Source organism: Mucilaginibacter sp. P5_A6 (genome assembly GCF_056400585.1).
This window is the reverse complement of record NZ_JBFUKZ010000020.1, coordinates 1-21,452: the sequence shown is the minus strand read 5'-3', so window position 1 is coordinate 21,452 and position 21,452 is coordinate 1. Positions and strand designations below refer to the sequence as shown.

Sequence of the window (21,452 nt, the reverse complement as noted above, 5' to 3'; positions counted from 1 at the left end):
AACTTTTTAATAATTTATTGGTAACATATTTTAGTAAAAAACATCTTATCTTAGTTATGAACAAATTTATGTTATGAAAAGAAAAATATTTACAACTGCGTTATTAGTTAGCTGTTTTATGGTATGCCTTGCAGCCATTGCCGATTTAAACGGCAAATGGGCCGGGAAAGTTGAAATTGGCGGCACAGAGTACCCATTGCTTTACAATTTTAAAATTGATGGCGATAAATTAACCGGTACTGCCCTTACGCCTGATGGCGATGTGCCCCTAAACAACGGTAAGATAACAGGTGCTGATTTCTCATTCAGCGTTAGTACTGGTGGAATGGATATTCCGCATACCGGTAAGTTTTATGGCGATTCAACAACTGTAGATCTGGATGTTAATGGTTCAAAGGCCCACTCGGTATTAAAAAGAGTTGAAGAGAAAAAGTAAGCCGATTATTTCTCAAGGTACGTAGTCATGCCGAATTTATTTCCCCGAGCAACAGTGAAACGAGTTCAGCATGACTTTTCTTTTTTACAATCCTACCACCCTTCTTCAAACCTTACCCAATAAATATCATCCCAGCCATTTCCCGCATCGCTCAGCAAATTTTTCAATTGTGGATAAGTTTTTGTTTTTCCGTTGGTTAATTCTGCATTTAATCTGCTGCTGGTGAATATTAAATATTTTTTATCCCAGGTTACAAAGGGGCAATAATCAATGGCGGTTGAGTTAACAGGCGCGGGCAGATGTTTTACCGGCAGCCAGTTACCGGCCTTATCTTTATGGCTTATGTACAAATCGCCACGACCCAGATTGTCGGGCCGGCCGTCAGAAGTAAGCAAAATAAACTGCTCATCCGGATCAATAAAGGCATTAAACTCATCATATTTGGTATTGATATCTTCGGGCAGGTTTTCGGGTTTGGTGTAGCCATTGGCGGTTGATTTGCAAACCACAATATCTTCGCTTCCTTTGCCATAATCTGCTTCCACTGTAAAATACAGGTTATTGTTCCGGGTTATACTGGGGTAAAACTCATTTTTGCCAGAGTTAACCATATTACCTAAATTCTCGGGCTCGCTCCATACGCCATTGTTATTTCGCATTGCCCGCCATATGTCAAAATCTTTTTTGGTGGCGCCATCCTTCAATGGCCTGTCGGACGAGAAATAGATGGTCCGTCCATCCGGCGCAAATGCAGCCTCCAGATCGCGGTACCGGCCCGAGAAAGAAGCTACTTCGGGTTTGCTCCATTTGCCATCTTTTTTAACCATATGAAGAATTGTACTGTTTACAAAACGAGGCTGTTGCAGCGTGTAAAAAATCTCGTCGCCTTTAGGTGAAATAGTAAAATCACGATTGCTTAAACCATCGGTAAGTATGCCTTTGGCAAAAAGCCTTGGTGTATCGGTGGGTAATTGAGAATCAGGGTAGGTTTGTGCGATGGCTTTATCGCAGATAAATATCAACAAAAATATAACTGTGAGTTTATGCATGGTGATTACAATTTACATTATTTAAAGGCACGTTTTGTAACATCGGTAAAAAATTAACATCGAAGCTTATAACTGTAATTATTCGCAATCCAATTATGAAGACACTGGTGCTTTTCGCAGGCATTTTAATGATATTTCTGTTTCCTGCCAGTGGTCAGCAGAAATTCGATGCTTTTAGCAGCGAATTTGTGAGTGGCTACAAAGCCCTTAACCTTCCGCAACTGGAGTTAAACTATGTAAGCGGATTGGAACACATCGGCACCGAAGAAAGTATAAAAAAGCAGCAGGAATTTTTTAATTGGGCCAATACCGGTTTATCAAATTATAAGGATGAAGCGTTAAATCCATCCCAAAAAATAGATTACCAATTGATTAAATACGAATGCAGACTCAACCTGGAACGGCTGGCTTTGGAGCAGGAATGGGTGAGGCACCGACCCGAAAAAATTTCGGCGGGTGGAATCATTACCGTGCCTAATGGCAAAACCTGGTATGCCTATTTGTTAAAACGATGGGTAAACGCCGATGTAACGCCGGATGAGATCTATAAATTCGGGGTTAGCGAGGTAAACAGGGTGCAGCAGCATATTGAAGCGGTGCGGCAGCAAAGCGGTTTAAGTGATGATGCTTTTTACAAACACTTAAATGATCCTGAATTTTTTGAAAGCGATCCTGAAATTGTGCAGCAAAGTTTTGAACATACCAGGGCCGTCATCTACAGCAATCTGCCAAAGCTTTTTAATGATTTGGTGATACCAGATTAAAAAATCAAAGCCGGTGAAAGTAAACAACTGGCGCAAACGCCTGGTTACTATGATAATAACACTTTTTACTATAACCTTTTTGATAAGCCTTACAACAAACGCCAGTACGATTGGCTGTTTATCCACGAGGCGGTGCCGGGGCACCACTATCAATCAAGTATCGAACGTAAGACCAAAACGTCGGCCGTTCAGCAACTTTTTTATTATATGGGGTTTGCCGAAGGCTGGGCAGCTTATACCGAAGAGCTGGGCAAACAGTTAGGCGTTTACCAAACCCCATATGATGAACTGGGTAAATGGGAGTGGGATATTGTACGTTCGGTACGGGTACCCCTTGATGTTGGCTTAAACTATTACGGATGGACGGATGGGCAGGCCCTTGTTTTCTGGAAGACGCATATCCGTAACCAGGATGACATTGCCATGCGCGAAATAGCCCGCATACGCCGCTGGCCCGCACAGGTGGTTACCTACAAATACGGCGCATTGCAAATACTACACTGGAAAGAGGAATTGCAGAAAAAACAAGGCAGAGATTTTAATATCAGAGATTTCCACTCGCGGGTGCTGGATCATGGATCGTTGCCTTTGTTTTTGGTAAAGGAGAATGTGTTTAGGGAATAAGGATGTGTTACTGAATGGTGAATTTCGAAAAACAGGGGAGAGCCGGCATTTTTTAATTTAGTTAAAACAATTTTAACCTGTAGTTAGTTTGTTTAGCGCAGTAAAGCTAAATTGGACCATAAAGTGATATTGTAGTTTTCTATATGGCGATTTATTTTTACGGCTTAATTTATTGTACAAAACCTTTATCAAAATCACAAGAGCATGAAAAAAACCTTGTCTTTTCCAGAAGAAGCCACAACTTTGTTTTTAGCTATCCTATTGTGTTTTGGCATCAAAAATGCATCCGCCCTTTAAGCAAATAAACATGGTTGAAAAAGAAATAAGTTCATCAAAAAAGCGAATTAAGTTGAAGGCTTGTACCAAATGCCACAACAATACAGGCCAAAGGGTACACCGGTCGTTATTAATTAAGACTTTATTGTTTTGGTTGCCGGTACAGAGCTATCAATGCAAAACCTGTCATAAAAAATTCTTGCTGTTTGGAAAGTAAAGCAGCTTAACGCTGGTAACACATGTATTCAAGCCGGTAAATGGTCGTTATCGCTAATGCCGTCTGTCATAAGTTACAGGGTGAAAACTGTTTGCGGGGCTTGCCAAATTTAATTAGTTATAAGTATTTTAAAATCCTATTTTTAGCGCCGCAAATAAAGGTACAGTAGTGCCCTTATTTTAGGTTAACGAAAATAGCAATGAAAGTTTTAAAATTTGGCGGTACATCAGTGGGTAGCCCCGCCCGTATGAAGAACCTGCTCGACATTATTAATCCTGCAGAAAGACAGATAGTTGTACTTTCGGCAGTGTCTGGTACTACAAATAACCTGGTGGAGATTGGTCAGGCTTACTTAACGGGCGATAAGAAGAAGGCTGTTGGCCTAATCGGTATCCTGAAAGATAAGTACGAACTGTTCATCCAGGAATTATTTGCCGATCCCGAATATTTAAAACAAGGCAAAGAAGTGATCGACTATCATTTTGCGTTGCTCAGCAACCTGGCTAATGACCAGTTTACTGCTGTTGAAGAGAAGGTGATACTGGCGCAAGGCGAACTATTATCTACTACATTATACCACGTTTATCTGAAAGAGATAGGAATACCATCGGTATTGCTGCCTGCCCTGGATTTTATGAAGATCGATGAGGATAACGAGCCTATTGTTGATTATATCACCGAAAAGATCAGTCCTTTATTAGATAAGCATCCCGAAGTTAATTTATTTATTACCCAGGGATTTATTTGCCGCAATGCCTTTGGCGAGATTGATAATCTGCGCCGCGGTGGCAGCGATTACACTGCATCGCTGATAGGTGCCGGCATCCGCAGCGAAGAGGTACAGATCTGGACTGATATTGACGGAATGCATAACAATGATCCGCGGATTGTAAAAGGTACGCAGCCTATTGCCCAGCTATCATTTGATGAGGCAGCCGAGCTGGCTTATTTTGGAGCCAAAATATTGCACCCGCAAAGCGTGTTTCCGGCACAAAAATATAAGATCCCGGTGCGCCTGCTTAATACCATGGACCCGCAGGCCCAGGGTACCCTGATCACCAACACCAGTGAGAAGGACAAGATCAAATCTATTGCAGCGAAGGATGGCATTACGGCTATAAAGATCCAATCGAGCAGGATGCTATTGGCACATGGTTTTTTGAGGAAGGTGTTTGAGGTTTTTGAGCGTTATAAAACATCTATTGATATGATCACCACATCCGAGGTGGCCGTTTCATTAACCATTGATGATACTACTTACCTGGGCGAGATCACCAGCGAACTTAACGCATTTGGCTCTGTAGAGCTGGATGTAAATCATACCATCATTTGTGTAGTAGGCGATTTTGGCGCCGAAAAGCATGGCTATGCGGCCCGTGTACTTGAGGCTGTAAAACATATTCCCTTGAGGATGATATCATACGGCGGTAGTGATCATAACCTGTCATTACTGGTAAAAACCGACGATAAGGTGGAAACTTTGAGGAGTTTGCATAACAGGCTGTTTTGATTTCGCATTTGGGATGTTCGGTTTCGGATTTATCCTTTTTGACTTTTTAATTTTGATTTTTGACTTTTCTAACCATGTTCAATACCAATACCATAAATAAATTTCAGCAACTGGATACCCCCTTTTATTATTACGATATGGAGGTATTGCGCCAAACTTTGGATGCCTGCCGTGATGCTTCGGCTAAGCATGGTTTTCATGTGCATTATGCTATGAAGGCCAATTTTAATCCTAAGGTTTTGGATATGATCCAGTCTTTTGGTTTTGGTGCCGATTGTGTGAGCGGAAACGAGGTGAAGGCTGCTATTGATCATGGTTTTGACAAAGGCAGGGTGGTTTTTGCAGGTGTAGGTAAATCCGACAGGGAAATAAACCTGGCCCTTGATGCCGATATTTTTTGCTTTAATGTGGAATCGGTACAGGAGCTTGAAGTAATAAACGCGCTGGCAGCCGTCAAAGGTAAAAAGGCCAATGTGGCTATCCGTATCAACCCTAATGTGGATGCGCATACGCACCATTTTATCACAACGGGACTCGACGAAAATAAATTTGGTATTAATATATGGCAGCTGCCCGATGTGGCCACTGCATTGCGCAAATGCGCCAGCCTGCAGTTTTTAGGTATCCACTTCCATATTGGCTCACAAATTACCGATCTGGAGGTTTATAAAAGCCTTTGTACCCGTATTAATGAAATGCAGGATTGGTTTGAGGATCATGGTTTTCCGGTTAAGGTACTGAACACAGGCGGTGGTTTGGGCGTAGATTATTACAGCCCCGATACCAACATTGCCGATTTTGAAAACTATTTCCAGGTATTTAAAAGCTTCCTGAACGTAAAACCTGGCCAGGAAGTGCATTTTGAGCTTGGCCGCGCGCTGGTAGCCCAAAGCGCGTCGCTGATATCGAGGGTGTTGTATGTTAAAAACGGTAAAAAGAAAAACTTCCTGGTATTGGATGCCGGTATGACCGAACTGATTCGCCCGATGCTTTACCAGGCTTATCATCAAATTGAGAATTTAAGCCAAAATTCAAAATTCAAAATTCAAAATGAAACACCGGCAACCGATTTAAAATACGACGTAGTAGGCCCCATATGCGAAAGTACAGATTGCTTTCAGAAAGATGTTGACCTGCCCGAATCATTCCGTGGCGATCTGATTGCAGTACGCACAGCAGGCGCATATGGCGAGGTTATGGCATCGGGCTATAACCTGCGCGATAGGGTTGGAAGCATTTATTCGGAGTAGGCTAAAACTTAAGGCCCACCCTGAACTGTACATAAGTGCCGCCCTCAATAACTGCAAAATATTGCTGAAATTGCACAAAATAGGAGAAAGCTACATAAGTAGGCGTTTTATAACTTATGTAATCATTATTGCTATTGTTGTAAATATTGTCGTTACCCAATGTTTCGCCAACAAATATCCTGAAACCCATCTGCGTGTTTGGTCTTCTGCCATGAAACACAATTTCGCTGGTTAGGCCTCCGGTGAAAAGATCGGTACGGGTATCGGTATAAAAATTTGGCTGACCTGTTACTGCCTTCCTGAAACGGGCATAGTCGCCAAATTCGTGGCTATAAGCAGCTTCAAAACCAATTATCCTGATATCTGTACGGCTATCATTATTGATAAAAAAGTTACCCGATAACCGGCCGCCAACAGCGCCAAAAAACTTATTCTTAAAATAAAATGGATCGGCGGGCTGCAGATCGTTATTAGCATAATTACCCAGCGAGGTAAAAGCCCCATAAGCCAGGTTAAAATTTTTAAAGGTATTGGCATGGCTTATATTAAGCTGCCCGCTGGTAAGCTGGTCATTAAAGTTGGGGCTATAATCAAGCACCAGCGCACCCGAAATATAAGTGGCCGATTTTGTACTATCCATTGACATGGGTTTGGGCATATAGGCTATGTCGCTATGGTGCAAAGCAGGGCCGTAAACATGATCACTACATGAACTTAATATACTAAGAACGAGTAATGCAGGCAGGTAAAATTTTATTTTCATAAGAGGCGGGAGATTAGGTGTAAGGGTTACATATTGTAAACCTTTATCAATAATACGCAAATCTGCCAGATAAATAACAGGGGATATAAATTAAACTAACAGCCCTTTAAAATAATCATCATTAAAATCAGCAGCATAATGGAGTGCGTTGGGCAATTTTTCAAATTCATACTGCTCATGTGTAGTTGTTAACACAACAGCCTTCATCCCCGCGTTGGCGGCAGCCTCAACACCTTTGGGTACATCTTCAAATACAATACAATCGGCAGGTATGGTATCTAAAAGTTGCGCCGCTTTTAAAAAAGTCTCGGGATGTGGTTTGCTTAATACCACATCATCGGCGMTTACTATTGCTTTAAAGTAATGCCTGATATTAAGGTTATCGAGCACGTAGTTAATATTGAAAGGGATAGCCGCCGAGCCTATAGCCATAGGTATACCCTTTTGATATGCGGCTTCTAAAAACTCCTGCAAGCCGGGCAAAAGCGCCAGGTGAGGTAAAAACTCCTGCTGGTATCTTTCTTCTTTTTTGTAGGATAGGTCGTTCATCTCGTCCATGGTGAAACGGTCAGGGCCAAACATCCTTACCAATACTTCGGGGTTTTTGCCGTACATCTGCTTTTTTACCTCTTCCCAGGTGAAGGCGCCACCCAGCTGATCATTTAAAAGTGTTTGCCAGGCTTTGGTATGGTAAGGCATATCATTGATCATGGTGCCATTAAGGTCGAATATAAAGGCCTTCATATATGTGTTTTTTTGATTCTGGCGCAAACTTACAATTTAATAAAACTAAAAATTAAGTAAGGGCGCTTATTCAATATATTTTGAAAATTTGAAGATGTGTTAATTGAATCGACCTGTTTTTTAAAGCATTCAAAATCATTAAATTACCTTTCGCCAAATCAATTTTAAAGATTTCACGCCATCAAACTTCCAAATCAAACGTTTTTTATTTGACCTGACACTGTTATAGTTTGTAAAAAATTTGCCTAAATTGGCGCCTTTAATAAATAAAATAATGCAAAAAGAAGGAACAGTAAAATTTTTTAATGAGACAAAAGGTTTTGGATTTATCACACCTACAAACGGTGGTCAAGACATTTTTGTTCATTCAACAGGCCTGATCGATGAGATCCGTGAAAATGATAAAGTTGAGTTTGAAGTAGAGAACGGCAGAAAAGGCTTAAATGCGGTAAATGTAAAAGTTATCTAAGTATAATATAATCATTAAGCATACCAGGCATCCGCTTTTAAGCGGATGCCTTTTTTTATGATCAGTTATTAGTCATTTTGCTACGCTGTAATTGATTACTTGTATTTCAGGGTTGTTTTTCACCCATGTTCTAAAACGGCCTAAGCCATCATCCAAAGTTATTCCTTGTTTCTTTTAGCCTTTCCCAAAACTGGCATTGTTGTTGTTTGTTGTAGTATAGGTTAAATTATCACATTAAAACGCAAAAAATGAAAGATCAAGCGAAAATTATAGCTGCACTATTAGTTGGTGCCGCAGCGGGTGCTGCATTAGGTTTATTGTTGGCCCCCGAAAAAGGTGGTGAACTGAGAGACGATATTGCAGATTATATAAATGACCTTGTAGATACAGCTAAAACCAAAGCGCAATCAACAGCGAGCGGCATTAATGACGCTTTTGAAAAGGCAAAAACAAAATTTAATGGCACCGTTAGTGACCTTTACGATTACAAAGACGATGCAATTGATTCGGCAAAATCAAAGGCTAAAGATGCAGCAGACAAGGCACAAGAAGTAGCAGAAAGTGTTGTTAATGATGCCAAAACAAAAGTAAAAGGCACTGCCAATGATTGGAATAATTCTATCCAAAACGCATAATTTTTAGTACTACACTACCTAATATTTAGTACTATATTAAAAAACAAAAAACCAGGCCATGATGCCTGGTTTTTTGTTTTATGGGTATTGTTGTTTTATTTAACCTCTAAAGTATTGTTCTTTTCATTGGCATCCATAAATATACCGCCATCTAATGCTATTGTTTTGATGGTTTTAGCGGTTTTAAGGTTTACCAGGATCTGTTTCTGATTATTCTGCCAAACAGCGGGTGTTTGGTGAACAGTTTGGGTTGTACCATCGGTATAAGTGATCTTAACATCAAACGGAACGGCAAAGCCACCTGTGTTTTTTATATTGGTTGTATAGCCGCCTGCAACTTTGTTTATCTTTTGCAGATCAAGATCGATATAATAGTTGGTGAAAAACCAGTTGTTAAAAAACCAGTCAAGGTTTCGGCCCGATAGATTGCTCATGGAGTTAAAATAATCCCATGGGATAGGGTGTTTGCCATGCCAGCGGTCCATATAACCATGTAACGCTTTTTTAAACAATTCATCGCCCAACATGTCTTTTAAAGCAAAATGGCTTAATGCCGGTTTACCGTAAGCGTTATTACCGTAACCAGCCCTTAACTCGCTTGATGGGGTAATAATTGGCAGGTCTTCGGATGTTGAGAGATCATGGATCCACCTGTCGATCCTGAAGTCTTTAAAAAGTTGATCAGCTTTTTCGGCTCCTACTTCATCTGTACCTATCAGGCGTTCAAAAGTAGTCGCCCAGCCTTCGTCCATAAAGGCGTAACGGCTTTCGTTAATACCCATGTAGAAGGGGAAATACGTGTGCGCTATTTCATGATCCTGTACAAAGGCCGAAAACTGAATATCATCGGTATGACTGTCGTTCACCATCATTGGGTATTCCATATCTGCAAATCCCTGAAACGCGGTCATTTTAGGAAAAGGGTAAGGTACCCCCGGCCAGTTGCGCGATAACCAGCTCAAAGAGTGCCGACCGGCCTGTACAGCGTGATGGAAATCGGCCGCGCTATCCTGAAACGCAGCTTGCATGCTGGCCCTGCGGTGGGTGGCATCATCAACAATGGCGCTGGCAGCATCCCATACATAATGATCGCTCATGCCAACAGCCATATCGCTGATGTCATTAGCTTTCCAGATCCATGAATTTTGATCTTTTTGTGCTGTAATGTTCTTTTTAGCCAAGTCGGTAGCTGTAGCTACATGTATGGTCGAGTCGCTGGTCATTGATGCTTCCAGGCGTTTAGCATATTCGGGCTGTAATACCTCTGTAGGGTTTTGTAGGGTGCCGGTAGCCCATACAATATAGTTTTTAGGCGCATTTACAGTAAGTGTATAATCATTAAAATCATTATAAAATTCCTGGGCATCTAAAAACGGAAGCCTGTCCCAGCCATTATAATCATCGTAAACAGATACTCTTGGATAAAAATAAGCCAGGTAATAAGTGGTTGGGTCAATCATTCCCTCGCGGCCGCTTTCCAGCGAGATCTGGAAATGCCAGTCAATATCTAATTTTACCTGCTCATGTGGCGCCAGTGGCTTATTTAAGCTAACCGCCATATTGGTTGATGCTCCGGCCCCATTTATTTTTGCGGGTTCGCCATTAACTAAAAATTTATCAAACTGGATGCCTGATGTTAAGTAATCAGGGCTGGCATCTCCAAACCTGGCCACCCCCGGTTTGTGTATATTCAGTATCAGCTTCATGTTAAGCCTTTTCAACGTATCCGGGCTGTTGTTTTCATAAGTTATAGTTTCAGTGCCTTTTATATTTCTATCTGGTGGCAGGGCGGTAATAGTAATGCTGTAAACGCCGTGATTTTGCCAGTATTTTTTTCCTGGATTGCCATCTGCCTGCCGGGTTCCTTTATTAAAAGCTTTCTGTACATCGCGCGGCATATACAAGTTTTGTGCCTGTACCTGCATTAGCGCAAAACAGGATAATGCGGTTAGCATAATGGGTTTGATCATGTTCATAGTTAAAATAAATTGTTGCCTGGATAATGTAAAGATGCTTCTTAGAATAAAAAGTTACAAAATAAATTAAAAAACCAATATACTTACTTATTGGTCAGTTTTTGGTAACAAAAGTGTAACATCCGTTTAATTAAGGGTAAATGTTTTGGAAGTATGGAAAATATTTTTTTTATTTGTTCAAGTTATTTTAATAGGGGTATTAAATAACTAATATTTGGGCCATCCGCTTTTTGTGGATGGCCTTATTTTTTAAGGAAATTTCGATATACACATTGATTTTCAGTCAGGTATTCTTTTGATATAATCATGAACAGGTGGTCATTATCTGTTGACTCATCCAGGCATTCTGTAAGCAACTGATTTACCTTTTCGTATTTCAGTAAGTTGGCTATCATTATTAGCATCCGGCATGATGTGATGTTTACATGTTCCAGTAATTGAATGTACATAATGATATCAAAGTCGCTTAAAATAGTCATAGGCGGCTTTTCATCCAGGCAAAACTGGTCTTTAACGATAGCTTTTAAAGGGTTACAATTTTTGTCGGAGGGTATTTCGTTCATGTAAATGTAAACTTCATCCATTCGGATTATTTGTTTCTTTATATCCCCCCAAAACTCATTTATAGCCAGTTTTAAATTGTTAAATGAAGCCAGGCTGATAATGTGCTCAAGTTTATTATCCAGGTAGCATTTGCCAAAGTATAACCGGTTAAGATTGTGAATGAATACCTGCTTTAACAGATGAGGCTCTAAGGTATTACGGGTATTATTATTCATGTTATAATAATTAAAACGTTATTAAGAATAAGGAGGGCGTTACAATAAGCCGGTAAGTGGGGTACACTAAGAAGCCTGTAAGTTTTATTTTGTTTTAATGTGTATGGATAAACTAACTTTGCCCACTGATAAGTACTGTTATGAAATATAAATTAGGCGATTTTGTAAGGTTTGTTGATGAAAAAATGGAAGGTTTTATAACCCGTATCATCGACGACCAGATGATTGGCGTTACCGGCGAGGACGAGTTTGAGATACCTGTGCTAGCCAGTAAGGTTACTACTGTACATGGTTACGAGCCTGCCGGATCAAAAAAAAATGCTGTTGCTGAGGAAAAACCAATTGATTTATCGCAGTTTGATAAAAAAGGTATTTATGTTGGTGTTGTTGCAGATGCGAAGGCGCAATCGGTAGTGCATTTTCATTTGGTGAATACTACATCGTTCCAGTTGCTTGCTGCGTTCAGTACCGAAAAGCAGCAGGTGTTTAAAGGTGAGTTTTCCGGGGTAATAGCGCCGCGGTCATCAGAAAATATCTATTCTGCCCAGCTGGCCGACCTGCAGCTTTGGCCCACCTTTATTTTTCATATTATTTATAATACGAAGCAAAATATTGAACCACCTGCGCCATTGGTAGTGAAAGAAAAATTTAAGGCGAAAGATTTTTCGACAACAAAAAAACAGGTGCCTTTATTAAACCAGCCAGGCTGGATCATCAGGCTGGATGAACCAGAGTTGGTGATAGACGCCCAAAAACTGAAGGAAAGCTTTTTTAAGCCTGCTGAGGAAAAGGTTGTATTTGAAAAACCGGTAAGCGAGGTTGACCTGCATATAGAAAAACTGCGGGACGACTACCAGTTTTTGCAGAGCAGCGAAATGCTGTCTATCCAGCTGGCGCATTTCCATAAAGCCCTTGATGCCGCTATTGTACACCAACTACCCGATATAACTTTTATACACGGTGCCGGTAATGGTACATTGCGGCACGAACTGCAAAAAGTATTAAGTAAACACCCTAAAGTGCAAACCTTTATGGATGCAAGGAAAGAGAAGTTTGGTTATGGGGCAACTAAGGTAATGTTGAAATAAAAATATAAAATTAGGCAGGGCGAAACCATCTCCTTATGCAAGGCAAGTACTTGTTTTGCATAAGGAGATGGTTTTTTACTTTAATCTTTATATATAATTATTACAACGTATCCGGGTTGGGGATAAAATTCATAAACGCCTGGAACTTGGCGTAGTAGTTTTGCATGTTAAGCTGGTAATAATAGGCGCCACGTTTGGAGCCAGCTTTATCCTTATCTGCCAGTTTAATAAGCAACCCGGTAGCCAGTACACGCTTGCTGAAGTTACGTTTATCGATAGTGGTATTAAAAACACTTTCGTACAGGATCTGTAGCTGGGGAATGGTGAATTTGGTAGGTAAAAGCTCAAACAGGATAGGATGCATAGCCGCTTTGTAACGGATGCGCTTACGTGCCTGCTCTACCATTTCCTGTTGATCAAATATCAGTTTCGGAACACGCTTAAGCTGAAACCATTCGGCATGGTAGTCGGCACTTATCTGTGTTTCGTATTTATGAATATCTATCAGGGCAAAATAGGCAACCGATACAGTACGCTCTAAAGGATCGCGATTCGGGTCGCCAAAGCTGTATAATTGTTCAAGGTACACGCCTTCCAGACCGGTTAATTGTTTTAAAATGCGGTTAGCAGCCTGGTCTAAACTTTCATCGTTCTGCACAAAACCGCCCATCAAACTCCAGTTGCCTTTTTCGGGCTGAAAGCCCCTTTTAATCAATAATATTTTTAGAACCTCCCCATCAAAGCCAAAAATTATGCAATCTACCGCTAATAATAACCTGGTTTGTTTGGAATACTTAAGCATTTTTTAATTTGAACTTTTGTTATAAAAACAAATATAAAATAACATTTGATATATGTGAACTAAATGAAAAATGTAAGAACAATCTGGTACATGAATGTAAACAACCGGGAAGATTTGTTTGTTTTAATAACACTTATATCCAGTTTAATGCACTTTTATCTAAAATGAATTTTCCCGGTATTAATATTTGCATACCAGGAAAAAATATTTAACTGATTCGAAAAAAAAATATTGAAATATTCGAGGCAAAATCAATGTGTCTTTTTTGCAGAATTACCAACGATTTCGCCGATTTTTAAATGATGATTTCACCGATTTTAATAACTAATTGGTTCTTATCATTTTCAAATCTTCAAATCACCAAATTCTCAAATTATTTCCCTACTTCGCCTTCCTGATATAAATACTGCCAAAAGTAGTTTTCATCATGATTTCGGGACCACCGCCGGCTATTTTGCCATATACCCAGTCGTCAATTTTAAGGCTGTACATGCCGTCCTTATTGCTGCGGGTAACGTTGGGTTTATGCTGATCGGTTACTACATCAAAATCGGTAAAGATGTCGCTACGGTCGGATTTTAGCTTCACGTTGGCTTTCAGACCGGCGGGGAACGTTACATCAATTTTCCCGTTGAGGGTAGAGAAAGCCATAGCTGCTTTCGGATCGATAGACCTGAAGCTAACGATTACCGGACCGTTTACCGTAGTAGCAACCACCGAGCCTGATATATCGGTTAGTTTGATGCTTCCGTTCACGTTGCTTACTTCCAGCTCGCCAACAAGATTACTGCCAATAATATCGCCCCCGTTTACGGTTGATATTTTAAACGTGCCTGCAGATTTTGGAACCTTTATAGTGAGATTAACGGATTTACCCATGCTGCTGTGTACATTAACCTGGTTGTTTTTTTCATCGGCGCTGATATCCATACCGTTACTGTTTAAACGGCGCATGCCGCTTACCTTTTCTTTTTCTTTCTCACGCTCTTTCCGCTTTTCATCAATCTGTCCTTCAACCATAATGGTTTTGCCGTCGTAGCCGGTTACTGTTATCGAGCCATCTATCAAACCTACATTTAGTTTATAGGATTTACCCGGGTCGCTCAGCGGAACAACCAGTTGTTCCTGCGCCCATAAACGGGTGGTTAATAGTATGGCTGCTGCAAATACACTTAAAATCTTTATCGTTTTCATGTTACCTTTATTATTGCTGTTTTTTGATATAAATATTCCCGTTAAGGGTTTCAAATTTGAAGAGTTTACCGCCCGAGCCGATGCGTACATCGGAGTTCGAGCTCATTTTATAGGTAGTACCTGCACCATTTTTTGCTTCGGTTTTTACCACCTTGCTTGGCATTACCTCGGCATCAGGGAAATCGGTAAAGAACTGGCCGTTCATGCTTTTGAACGATAGATCTGCCGATAGATTGGCGGGATAGGTAATATTCATCTGCCCGTTTATGGTATGGTATGATGATTCGCCGGGAGGCACAGCCAGGTAGTTCACCGTTACCGGGCCATTTACGGTACGCGCAACGGTAGTTCCCTTTGCGTTGATGATCTCTAAAGAACCATTTACATTATTAACCTTCAATGAGCCGTAAACATCCTTAACCGTAACATGCCCGTCGTTCACTGTTGAAACAGCCAGGTTCATATTAAAAGGTACTTTGATGGTGTATTCCAGTTGTACTATGTAATTCCGGTGGTGCTCTTTGTCATTACGGTCCCAATTGTGTGGGCGGGTATCGTATGGTTCGGCAGTGTAAGCTATTACGCTATCTGCTTTCTGGTCAAAGCCCAGCTTAAATTCTTTTTTGGCCATATCAACGTCGGCCTGGGTTTTACCTTTAATAGTTTGGTCAATTTCCATTAACACCTTATCGCCTGCGTAGCCCTCTACATTAATGCTTCCCCATATGTTGTACACAACCACTATACCTTTGTCAAAAGTAAATTGCTTGCTGATGTGCTCCTTGTATTCCTGGCCATGTGCCAGTGTTTGGGCAAAGCAAAGCCCAAGCGCCGTAAAAACGGTGATCAATGTTGTTTTCATAAATGGTTCTTTTTTTTAAATGAGTTGTGTTATGGTTTGCCTTATCTTGTCTTTTACGCCAGGGTTAAGGTCCTTTTGTTTTAATAGTTGTTTAAATGAATTTACCGATCCTTTTTCCTGTAGCTTAAGCATCACATCGGCAATGGCCGATTGCATCAGCGGCGAATCCTGCTGAATGATAGATTGAATGAGCCCCTGCCTCACTTCCGGGTGCGCGGCAAGGTGGGTTAAGGCATCCAGCGTGCTTAAGCGTACATTCACATTTGGGTCGTTGTTCAGCGTGGCAAATAAGGCGTTAATCACTTCCTTATCGGCATGCCTTATCTCGCTGGTATAGCTCACCCCCCTGATGCGCTCAGATGCCGAAGGATTTTCCAGCAGGGCCAGCATCATGGTTTGCTTTAGCTCATGTACCTGCGAGGTAAGGGCCTGTAACTGCTCATCCTGCTTACCGGCAGTACTGGTGCCGAAAACCAGGAACCCGCAGCCAAAACCTATGAGCACAATAAGCAAACTGTAAGCCAGCGGCCAGCGGGGCTGCCATTGCCATAAACGGGCCAGCTGATATGTAATACTGAATGCCTCTTTTTTCTCCTCAACCGATTCCCTATAGGTATCCAGCATAGCCTTAAACTTTACCGGCATGTGGGCGCTGGGTTGTGGTACTTCTATCCCGTCCATTAAATCCCAAACCTGTTGTATGGCGGTAAGTTCCTGCAGGCAGCCTTCGCAACCTGTTATGTGCTTTTCAAATTCTTCACGCTCGGCAGCACTTAGCTGCCCGCTTATATAGCCGCTAAATTTTTCCTCGTATTGCTCACAATTCATCTTCATCCTGTTTAACGTTCCATCCTGGTATAAATATCCTTTAATTCCTGCATGGCTCTAAAGGCACGTACCTTGGCGGCCCCTTCGGTTATGCCTAATATTTGTCCTATCTCCTGGTATTTCAGTTCCTGGAAACGGCTAAGCGTTAATATTTCCCGGTTATCATCGCTTAGCTTTTTCATCGCGGTATATAAGCCCGCATTAGCCTGCTTTTTTTCCAGGTGTTCATCAGCGCTGGAGCCGCCGGGCAGCCTGTCGGCCATTTCGGCGGCATCATAATGCGTTCCCTGCATGTTGCCTTTCTTTTTGACCTCATCCTTTAGTACATTGCGTGCTATCTGGTACATCCAGGCCATAAACTCACCTTCGCCGGTAAAACTGTTACGGTACCGCAGCATTTTATAAAACACGGTTTGCACCATATCCTCGCTGGCCTCGCGATGATAGGTCATGTGGAACAGGAAGCCATACAGCGAACGGTAATGCCTTTCGAACAGCAAACCCATCCTTTCCAGATCTCCGGCTTTTACCCGGAGCATGATCGTGTTATCACTCAATGCGTTCAAAAAAGACTCGGTCGGTTTAATTTATATATTGGAGACAGCAGGAAAATAAAATGGTTACAGGAAATTAGAAAAAAATCGTAGATTTTTAGACAAAGGACAAAGGACTTTCAGACAAAGGATAAAAGACGTTCAAACAAAGGACAAAGGACGTTCAGTCGAAGGACAAAGTCAAACACATCTTTTGTCTGACAGTCCTTCGTCTGAAAATCTGAAAGTCTTTTGTCCGAAAGTCCGAAAGTCCAAAAATCTTTGCTCCTTCATCTATTCTGAATATATTTAACCTCATGCAAATACACCAGCAAATTCTTCGCCTGCGGGATCGCAAACGGGGCTTTCATTTAATTACTGCCGAAGTTTTACAGGCCATACCGCAAATAGCAGGCATGCGCGTGGGGATGATGCAGGTTTTTATCCAGCATACTTCGGCATCGCTTACCATTAATGAAAATGCCGACCCAACCGTTCGCCTGGATTTTGAAATGTATTTTAACAAGGCTGTACCCGAAAACGACCCCGATTACCGCCACGATGATGAGGGATCTGACGATATGCCGGCTCATTTAAAGGCAGCCATGCTGGGTAGCTCGGTAATGGTGCCTATCCGCAATGGTCGCCCTGCCTTCGGTACCTGGCAGGGTATTTACCTGTGCGAGCATAGAAATTATGGTGGCAGCCGCGACCTGGTTATTACCGCCTGGGGCGAATAGGGGATGAATTAAACTACCCGGATATCACCCAGGGGAAATCGCTTTTAAAGCTAAATTAAAACTTTCACCATAGCGATGGGTTTCAAACCTTGAGTGTTCGAAAGATTTATAATCCTTCATTTTCATTCCCCACAACGCTAAAAAAATTACCAGAGGCGTAGCCTCGACCCTATATTGTAACAACGGATTTTAATCCGTTGGCTATAAAAAGCAGAAAAAAAGAACCATAGGTTCGGTCCATATAAATCCATCCAAAATGGTAAATACTTCCTAAGATCGATATGCATCGTGCCGATGGCACTCCGTATGTATGGCATTAGTTCTCAACGGGTTTCAACCCGTTGTTACAATATATATCGAGCCGAAGGCTCTTACTGTCAGAGACGACGAATCTTCCGAACACCCAAGGTTTCAAACCCATCGCTATTTGCCAATATGCTGCGCCAAACAGGTTCATTTAATAGATTTTTCTGGCGTTTGACCCTTTAAATATTTTAAAAGCGATTGCTGGGGTATCACCCGGCTTATTTATAAATGTTTGAGATTTTCACGATTCAAAATATTCAACAGGTTCCAGGTCATTCAATTCCTCATCGGTAAATAACCTGGAGCGGATCATAAACCTGATCCCCATCGGGATTTCGATGGAGAAGCTGGATCCCCTGCCTGGAGTAACATCAAGGGTAAGGTGCGTATGCCGCCAGTATTCAAACTGATCTATGCTCATAAAAAAATCGCAGCCTGCTACTTCGCCAATTTTTACATCGCTGCTGCCAATTTTAAAGTCACCCTTTTCAAAACACATAGGCGACGAGCCATCACAACACCCCCCGCTTTGATGAAACATCAGCGGCCCAAATTTCGCCTTTAGCTCAGCTATCACCTTTTCGGCTTCGGGGGTAATGGAAACTCTTTTGGTCATAGTAGGTACGGTTGTAAGGATAATCCTTTTTTAAGAGGTTGGCTTGCAAAATAGCAGTGGGTATATTCTGCGCTAAAAAAACATACCCGCTGCACTTTTTAATAGGGGATATTAATCTTTACTTTTTTAGACAGCCTCTTTGGTATTAAAAGGCGCTGCAATTACCCAATACAATTGCAGCAGCCTTAGCTTACCGGGCCTAAAAGAAGCCCAGTTTGTTCTTATCATATGAGATCAGCATATTCTTTGTCTGGCGGTAATAGTTCAGCATCATTTTATGATTTTCTCTGCCGAAACCTGATTTTTTATACCCGCCGAATGGTGCATGTGCCGGGTAAGCGTGGTAGCAGTTAACCCAAACGCGGCCAGCCTGTATAGCACGTGGTACCTGGTAAATTTCGTGCGCGTCGCGGGTCCAAACACCGGCGCCTAAACCGTAAAGGGTATCGTTAGCTATTGCAATAGCCTCCTCAACTGTTTTAAAGGTGGTAACAGATACTACCGGGCCAAAAATTTCTTCCTGGAAAATGCGCATTTTATTATGCCCTTTAAATATGGTTGGCGTTATGTAATACCCGTTTGCAAGGTCGCCGTCAAGCTTTTGTACATCACCGCCGGTAAGTACTTCAGCACCTTCTTTTTTGCCGATATCCAGGTAGCTCAGAATCTTTTCGTACTGATCGTTTGAAGCCTGCGCGCCCATCATGGTGGTTGAATCCAGAGGATTGCCCATTTTGATGGCTTTGGTGCGGGCTATAACGCGCTCCATAAATTTATCATAAATATTTTCGTGTACCAGCATGCGCGATGGGCAGGTACACACTTCGCCCTGGTTTAGGGCAAATAGTACTGCGCCTTCCACAGCCTTATCAAAAAACGCATCATCGGCATCGCCTACAGATTCAAAGAAAATATTTGGCGATTTGCCACCAAGCTCCATCGTAACCGGGATCAGGTTTTCTGAGGCGTATTGCATGATCAGTCTGCCGGTTGTAGTTTCGCCGGTAAAGGCAACCTTGCTGATACGCGGGTTAGTAGCTAATGGCTTACCGGCTTCGGGCCCAAAGCCGGTAACAATGTTTAACACGCCCGGCGGCAGGATATCGCCTATCAGTTCCATCAGCACCATAATACTGGTTGGTGTTTGCTCGGCTGGTTTTACAACCACGCAACAACCGGCAGCCAGTGCAGGCGCTATTTTCCAGGTGGCCATTAGTAAAGGAAAGTTCCAGGGGATAATTTGCCCAACCACGCCAAGAGGTTCCTGTAGGTTGATGCTCACAGTAAACTCATCATGTTCAGATATGCTGCTTTCTTCGGCACGTATGGCGCCGGCAAAATACCTGAAGTGATCAACTACCAGCGGCAAATCGGCGGCCATAGTTTCACGGATGGCCTTGCCGTTGTCAATGGTTTCTACTGTGGCCAGGTAACTCAGGTTGTCTTCAATTACCTGCGCTATTTTTAGCAGCAGGTTACTACGCAAAGTTGCTGCGGTTTTGCTCCAGGTTTTAAATGCCGCTGTGGCGGCATCAACCGCTGCCTCAATATCTTCTTTGGTTGATCGCGCAGCCCTGGTAAAAACCTTACCGTCAATAGGCGAAATATTATCAAAATATTCTCCTTTAATGGGCGGAACAAATTTACCGCCAATAAAATTGTCGTACTTATCCTTAAATGATGGTCTTTGCGTTATACTCATAGTGGTTTTTGTTTTTTAATTGGTATAGCTAAGGTAGCTACCGATAATATCAATCATTTGCACAATGCTATCAATTGGGTGCATTATAGTTTCAATTTAAAATTGAATTATAAAGTATCATTAACTATACCTAACTTGTTTTAAATTAAGCCAATTATGAATGAGAGAAACCTGGTATCTCCGTTTGCCCTAAGCGACAAAAGGGAGTTGCAAACGCTTGTAGAAAACCGTAAGGCTTATACTTTGAACCACTGCGAGCTTAATATTTACGAAACTTACCAGCGCAGCGAGCTTGTGCCCCTCACTTTTAGCGACCTGGTGATCACCAGCATGCTGCGGGGCAAAAAAGTAATGCACCTGTTTGATAAGCCAGGCTTTGATTATTTGCCCGGCGAAACCGTAATTGTTCCGCCCAACGTTACCATGACCATCGATTTTCCGGAAGCATCTGAGCTTAACCCGGCGCAGTGTACGGCACTGGCTATAAACCACCAGGAGATACAAAGTACGCTTGATTTTTTGAACGAGAATTACCCGCGTGCCAATAATGATAAATGGCAGCTTAATTACCAGCAGTTTCATTTTTTTAATAACCATGAGCTGGCGCAACTTATTAACAAGCTCATCAGCATAAGTACCGGCGATGTGCTCACCAAAGATGTACTGGCCAACCTCACCCTCAAGGAGTTGCTCATCCGCATTATGCAGATGCAAAACCTGCGCCATGTAAAAGAGAACCTGCAGCAGCTATCGGCCGGTAACCGTTTTGCCTACATTTTGCAATACATTAAAAGTCACCTTACCGAAAAACTGAACATTGATGCCCTTAGCCAAATGGCCTACATGAGTAAGGCCAGTTTCTTTAGGGCCTTTAAGCATGAAATGGGCATATCGCCGGTTGATTTTATTATTAAGGAACGGATAGAATTTGCCAAGCAGCTTTTACGAAACCCTTACTGCAGCATTGCCGATGCTTGTTTTAAAGCAGGTTTTAATAACCAGCACTATTTTAGCCGGGCTTTCAGAAAAATTGCCGGCACCACACCAAGCTTATATAAAGCCGGCATATTGAAAATGGTTAATTAAGATTTTTTTTAGACAAAGGACTTTCAGACTTTCGGACAAAGGATTTTTGGAGCAAGGACAAAGGACTTTCAGACGAAGGACGAAGGTTGAAAAGTTTTTGCCTGGTTGATTCGCCTTTCGCCTTTCGCCTTTCGCCTTTCGCCTTTCGCCTTTCGCCTTTCGCCTTTCGCCTTTCGCCTTTCGCCTTTCGCCTTTCGCCTTTC

General features: G+C 41.9%; 20 protein-coding genes and 1 pseudogene. 9 read left to right on the top strand and 12 right to left on the bottom strand.

Going from position 1 to position 21,452, the window contains the following annotated elements:
* The first annotated feature begins 73 nt into the window (after positions 1 to 73).
* Positions 74 to 436, top strand: a complete 363-nt coding sequence (locus AC1DO4_RS19425) for a hypothetical protein (RefSeq protein WP_477418819.1) — start codon at positions 74 to 76, stop codon at positions 434 to 436.
* Positions 437 to 528: 92 nt separating this feature from the next.
* Here the strand turns inward: AC1DO4_RS19425 and AC1DO4_RS19420 are convergent, their stop codons facing one another.
* A complete protein-coding gene (locus AC1DO4_RS19420) occupies positions 529 to 1,485 on the bottom strand; it encodes a hypothetical protein (RefSeq protein ID WP_477418817.1) in 957 nt (318 codons plus the stop codon).
* Positions 1,486 to 1,580: 95 nt separating this feature from the next.
* Here AC1DO4_RS19420 and AC1DO4_RS19415 point away from each other — a divergent pair.
* The 3 genes and pseudogenes from AC1DO4_RS19415 to lysA all read left to right on the top strand — a co-directional run bounded on the left by AC1DO4_RS19415 (position 1,581) and on the right by lysA (position 6,126).
* Positions 1,581 to 2,873: pseudogene (locus AC1DO4_RS19415) on the top strand (DUF885 domain-containing protein).
* Between the two features lie 692 nt (positions 2,874 to 3,565).
* Positions 3,566 to 4,876: an aspartate kinase gene (locus AC1DO4_RS19410; protein WP_477418815.1), complete on the top strand. Its 1,311-nt coding sequence runs from the start codon at positions 3,566 to 3,568 to the stop codon at positions 4,874 to 4,876.
* 74 nt (positions 4,877 to 4,950) lie between these two features.
* On the top strand, positions 4,951 to 6,126 hold the full coding sequence (lysA, locus tag AC1DO4_RS19405) for a diaminopimelate decarboxylase (protein ID WP_477419023.1): 1,176 nt from the start codon (positions 4,951 to 4,953) through the stop codon (positions 6,124 to 6,126).
* Position 6,127: 1 nt separating this feature from the next.
* On the opposite strand, the gene AC1DO4_RS19400 is transcribed toward lysA, so the two are convergent.
* Both AC1DO4_RS19400 and AC1DO4_RS19395 read right to left on the bottom strand, forming a co-directional pair.
* Complete coding sequence (locus AC1DO4_RS19400) at positions 6,128 to 6,889, bottom strand: hypothetical protein (RefSeq protein ID WP_477418813.1); 762 nt, start codon at positions 6,887 to 6,889, stop codon at positions 6,128 to 6,130.
* 90 nt (positions 6,890 to 6,979) lie between these two features.
* A complete protein-coding gene (locus AC1DO4_RS19395; RefSeq protein WP_477418811.1) occupies positions 6,980 to 7,633 on the bottom strand; it encodes an HAD family hydrolase in 654 nt (217 codons plus the stop codon).
* Between the two features lie 274 nt (positions 7,634 to 7,907).
* Between AC1DO4_RS19395 and AC1DO4_RS19390 the strand changes: the two genes are divergently transcribed.
* Together AC1DO4_RS19390 and AC1DO4_RS19385 are read left to right on the top strand one after the other, a co-directional pair.
* Positions 7,908 to 8,102, top strand: a complete 195-nt coding sequence (locus AC1DO4_RS19390; protein ID WP_477406851.1) for a cold-shock protein — start codon at positions 7,908 to 7,910, stop codon at positions 8,100 to 8,102.
* A gap of 248 nt (positions 8,103 to 8,350) precedes the next feature.
* Positions 8,351 to 8,737, top strand: coding sequence for a YtxH domain-containing protein (locus AC1DO4_RS19385; protein ID WP_477418809.1), 387 nt, complete (start codon positions 8,351 to 8,353; stop codon positions 8,735 to 8,737).
* A 95-nt stretch (positions 8,738 to 8,832) separates the two neighbouring features.
* Here AC1DO4_RS19385 and AC1DO4_RS19380 read toward each other — a convergent pair whose 3' ends face one another.
* Positions 8,833 to 10,713 carry a M1 family metallopeptidase gene (locus AC1DO4_RS19380; RefSeq protein WP_477418807.1) on the bottom strand — a complete coding sequence of 627 codons (1,881 nt, stop codon included), beginning with the start codon at positions 10,711 to 10,713 and terminating at the stop codon, positions 8,833 to 8,835.
* Between the two features lie 242 nt (positions 10,714 to 10,955).
* A complete protein-coding gene (locus AC1DO4_RS19375; RefSeq protein WP_477418805.1) occupies positions 10,956 to 11,492 on the bottom strand; it encodes a DUF892 family protein in 537 nt (178 codons plus the stop codon).
* A 140-nt stretch (positions 11,493 to 11,632) separates the two neighbouring features.
* On the opposite strand from AC1DO4_RS19375, the gene AC1DO4_RS19370 reads away from it, so the two are divergent.
* Positions 11,633 to 12,580, top strand: coding sequence for a Smr/MutS family protein (locus tag AC1DO4_RS19370; RefSeq protein WP_477418803.1), 948 nt, complete (start codon positions 11,633 to 11,635; stop codon positions 12,578 to 12,580).
* Positions 12,581 to 12,680: 100 nt separating this feature from the next.
* Here the strand turns inward: AC1DO4_RS19370 and AC1DO4_RS19365 are convergent, their stop codons facing one another.
* From AC1DO4_RS19365 to AC1DO4_RS19345, 5 genes are all read right to left on the bottom strand, one after another.
* Positions 12,681 to 13,382, bottom strand: a complete 702-nt coding sequence (locus AC1DO4_RS19365; RefSeq protein ID WP_477405300.1) for an NUDIX hydrolase — start codon at positions 13,380 to 13,382, stop codon at positions 12,681 to 12,683.
* A gap of 381 nt (positions 13,383 to 13,763) precedes the next feature.
* Positions 13,764 to 14,576 (bottom strand): DUF4097 family beta strand repeat-containing protein, encoded by an 813-nt coding sequence (locus AC1DO4_RS19360; protein WP_477418801.1) that lies wholly within the window; start codon positions 14,574 to 14,576, stop codon positions 13,764 to 13,766.
* Between the two features lie 10 nt (positions 14,577 to 14,586).
* Positions 14,587 to 15,438 (bottom strand): DUF4097 family beta strand repeat-containing protein, encoded by an 852-nt coding sequence (locus AC1DO4_RS19355; RefSeq protein ID WP_477418799.1) that lies wholly within the window; start codon positions 15,436 to 15,438, stop codon positions 14,587 to 14,589.
* A 15-nt stretch (positions 15,439 to 15,453) separates the two neighbouring features.
* Positions 15,454 to 16,272, bottom strand: a complete 819-nt coding sequence (locus tag AC1DO4_RS19350) for a zf-HC2 domain-containing protein (protein ID WP_477418797.1) — start codon at positions 16,270 to 16,272, stop codon at positions 15,454 to 15,456.
* A gap of 5 nt (positions 16,273 to 16,277) precedes the next feature.
* A complete protein-coding gene (locus tag AC1DO4_RS19345; RefSeq protein WP_477418795.1) occupies positions 16,278 to 16,805 on the bottom strand; it encodes an RNA polymerase sigma factor in 528 nt (175 codons plus the stop codon).
* A gap of 311 nt (positions 16,806 to 17,116) precedes the next feature.
* Between AC1DO4_RS19345 and AC1DO4_RS19340 the strand changes: the two genes are divergently transcribed.
* On the top strand, positions 17,117 to 17,539 hold the full coding sequence (locus tag AC1DO4_RS19340) for a secondary thiamine-phosphate synthase enzyme YjbQ (RefSeq protein ID WP_477418793.1): 423 nt from the start codon (positions 17,117 to 17,119) through the stop codon (positions 17,537 to 17,539).
* Between the two features lie 547 nt (positions 17,540 to 18,086).
* Here AC1DO4_RS19340 and AC1DO4_RS19335 read toward each other — a convergent pair.
* Together AC1DO4_RS19335 and AC1DO4_RS19330 are read right to left on the bottom strand one after the other, a co-directional pair.
* Positions 18,087 to 18,461 (bottom strand): DUF779 domain-containing protein, encoded by a 375-nt coding sequence (locus AC1DO4_RS19335; RefSeq protein WP_477418791.1) that lies wholly within the window; start codon positions 18,459 to 18,461, stop codon positions 18,087 to 18,089.
* Positions 18,462 to 18,660: 199 nt separating this feature from the next.
* Entirely contained in the window at positions 18,661 to 20,163 is a 1,503-nt protein-coding gene (locus tag AC1DO4_RS19330; RefSeq protein ID WP_477418789.1) for an aldehyde dehydrogenase family protein, read from the bottom strand.
* Between the two features lie 156 nt (positions 20,164 to 20,319).
* Here AC1DO4_RS19330 and AC1DO4_RS19325 point away from each other — a divergent pair, with 156 nt between their 5' ends.
* Entirely contained in the window at positions 20,320 to 21,249 is a 930-nt protein-coding gene (locus tag AC1DO4_RS19325; RefSeq protein WP_477418787.1) for an AraC family transcriptional regulator, read from the top strand.
* Positions 21,250 to 21,452 lie beyond the last annotated feature (203 nt).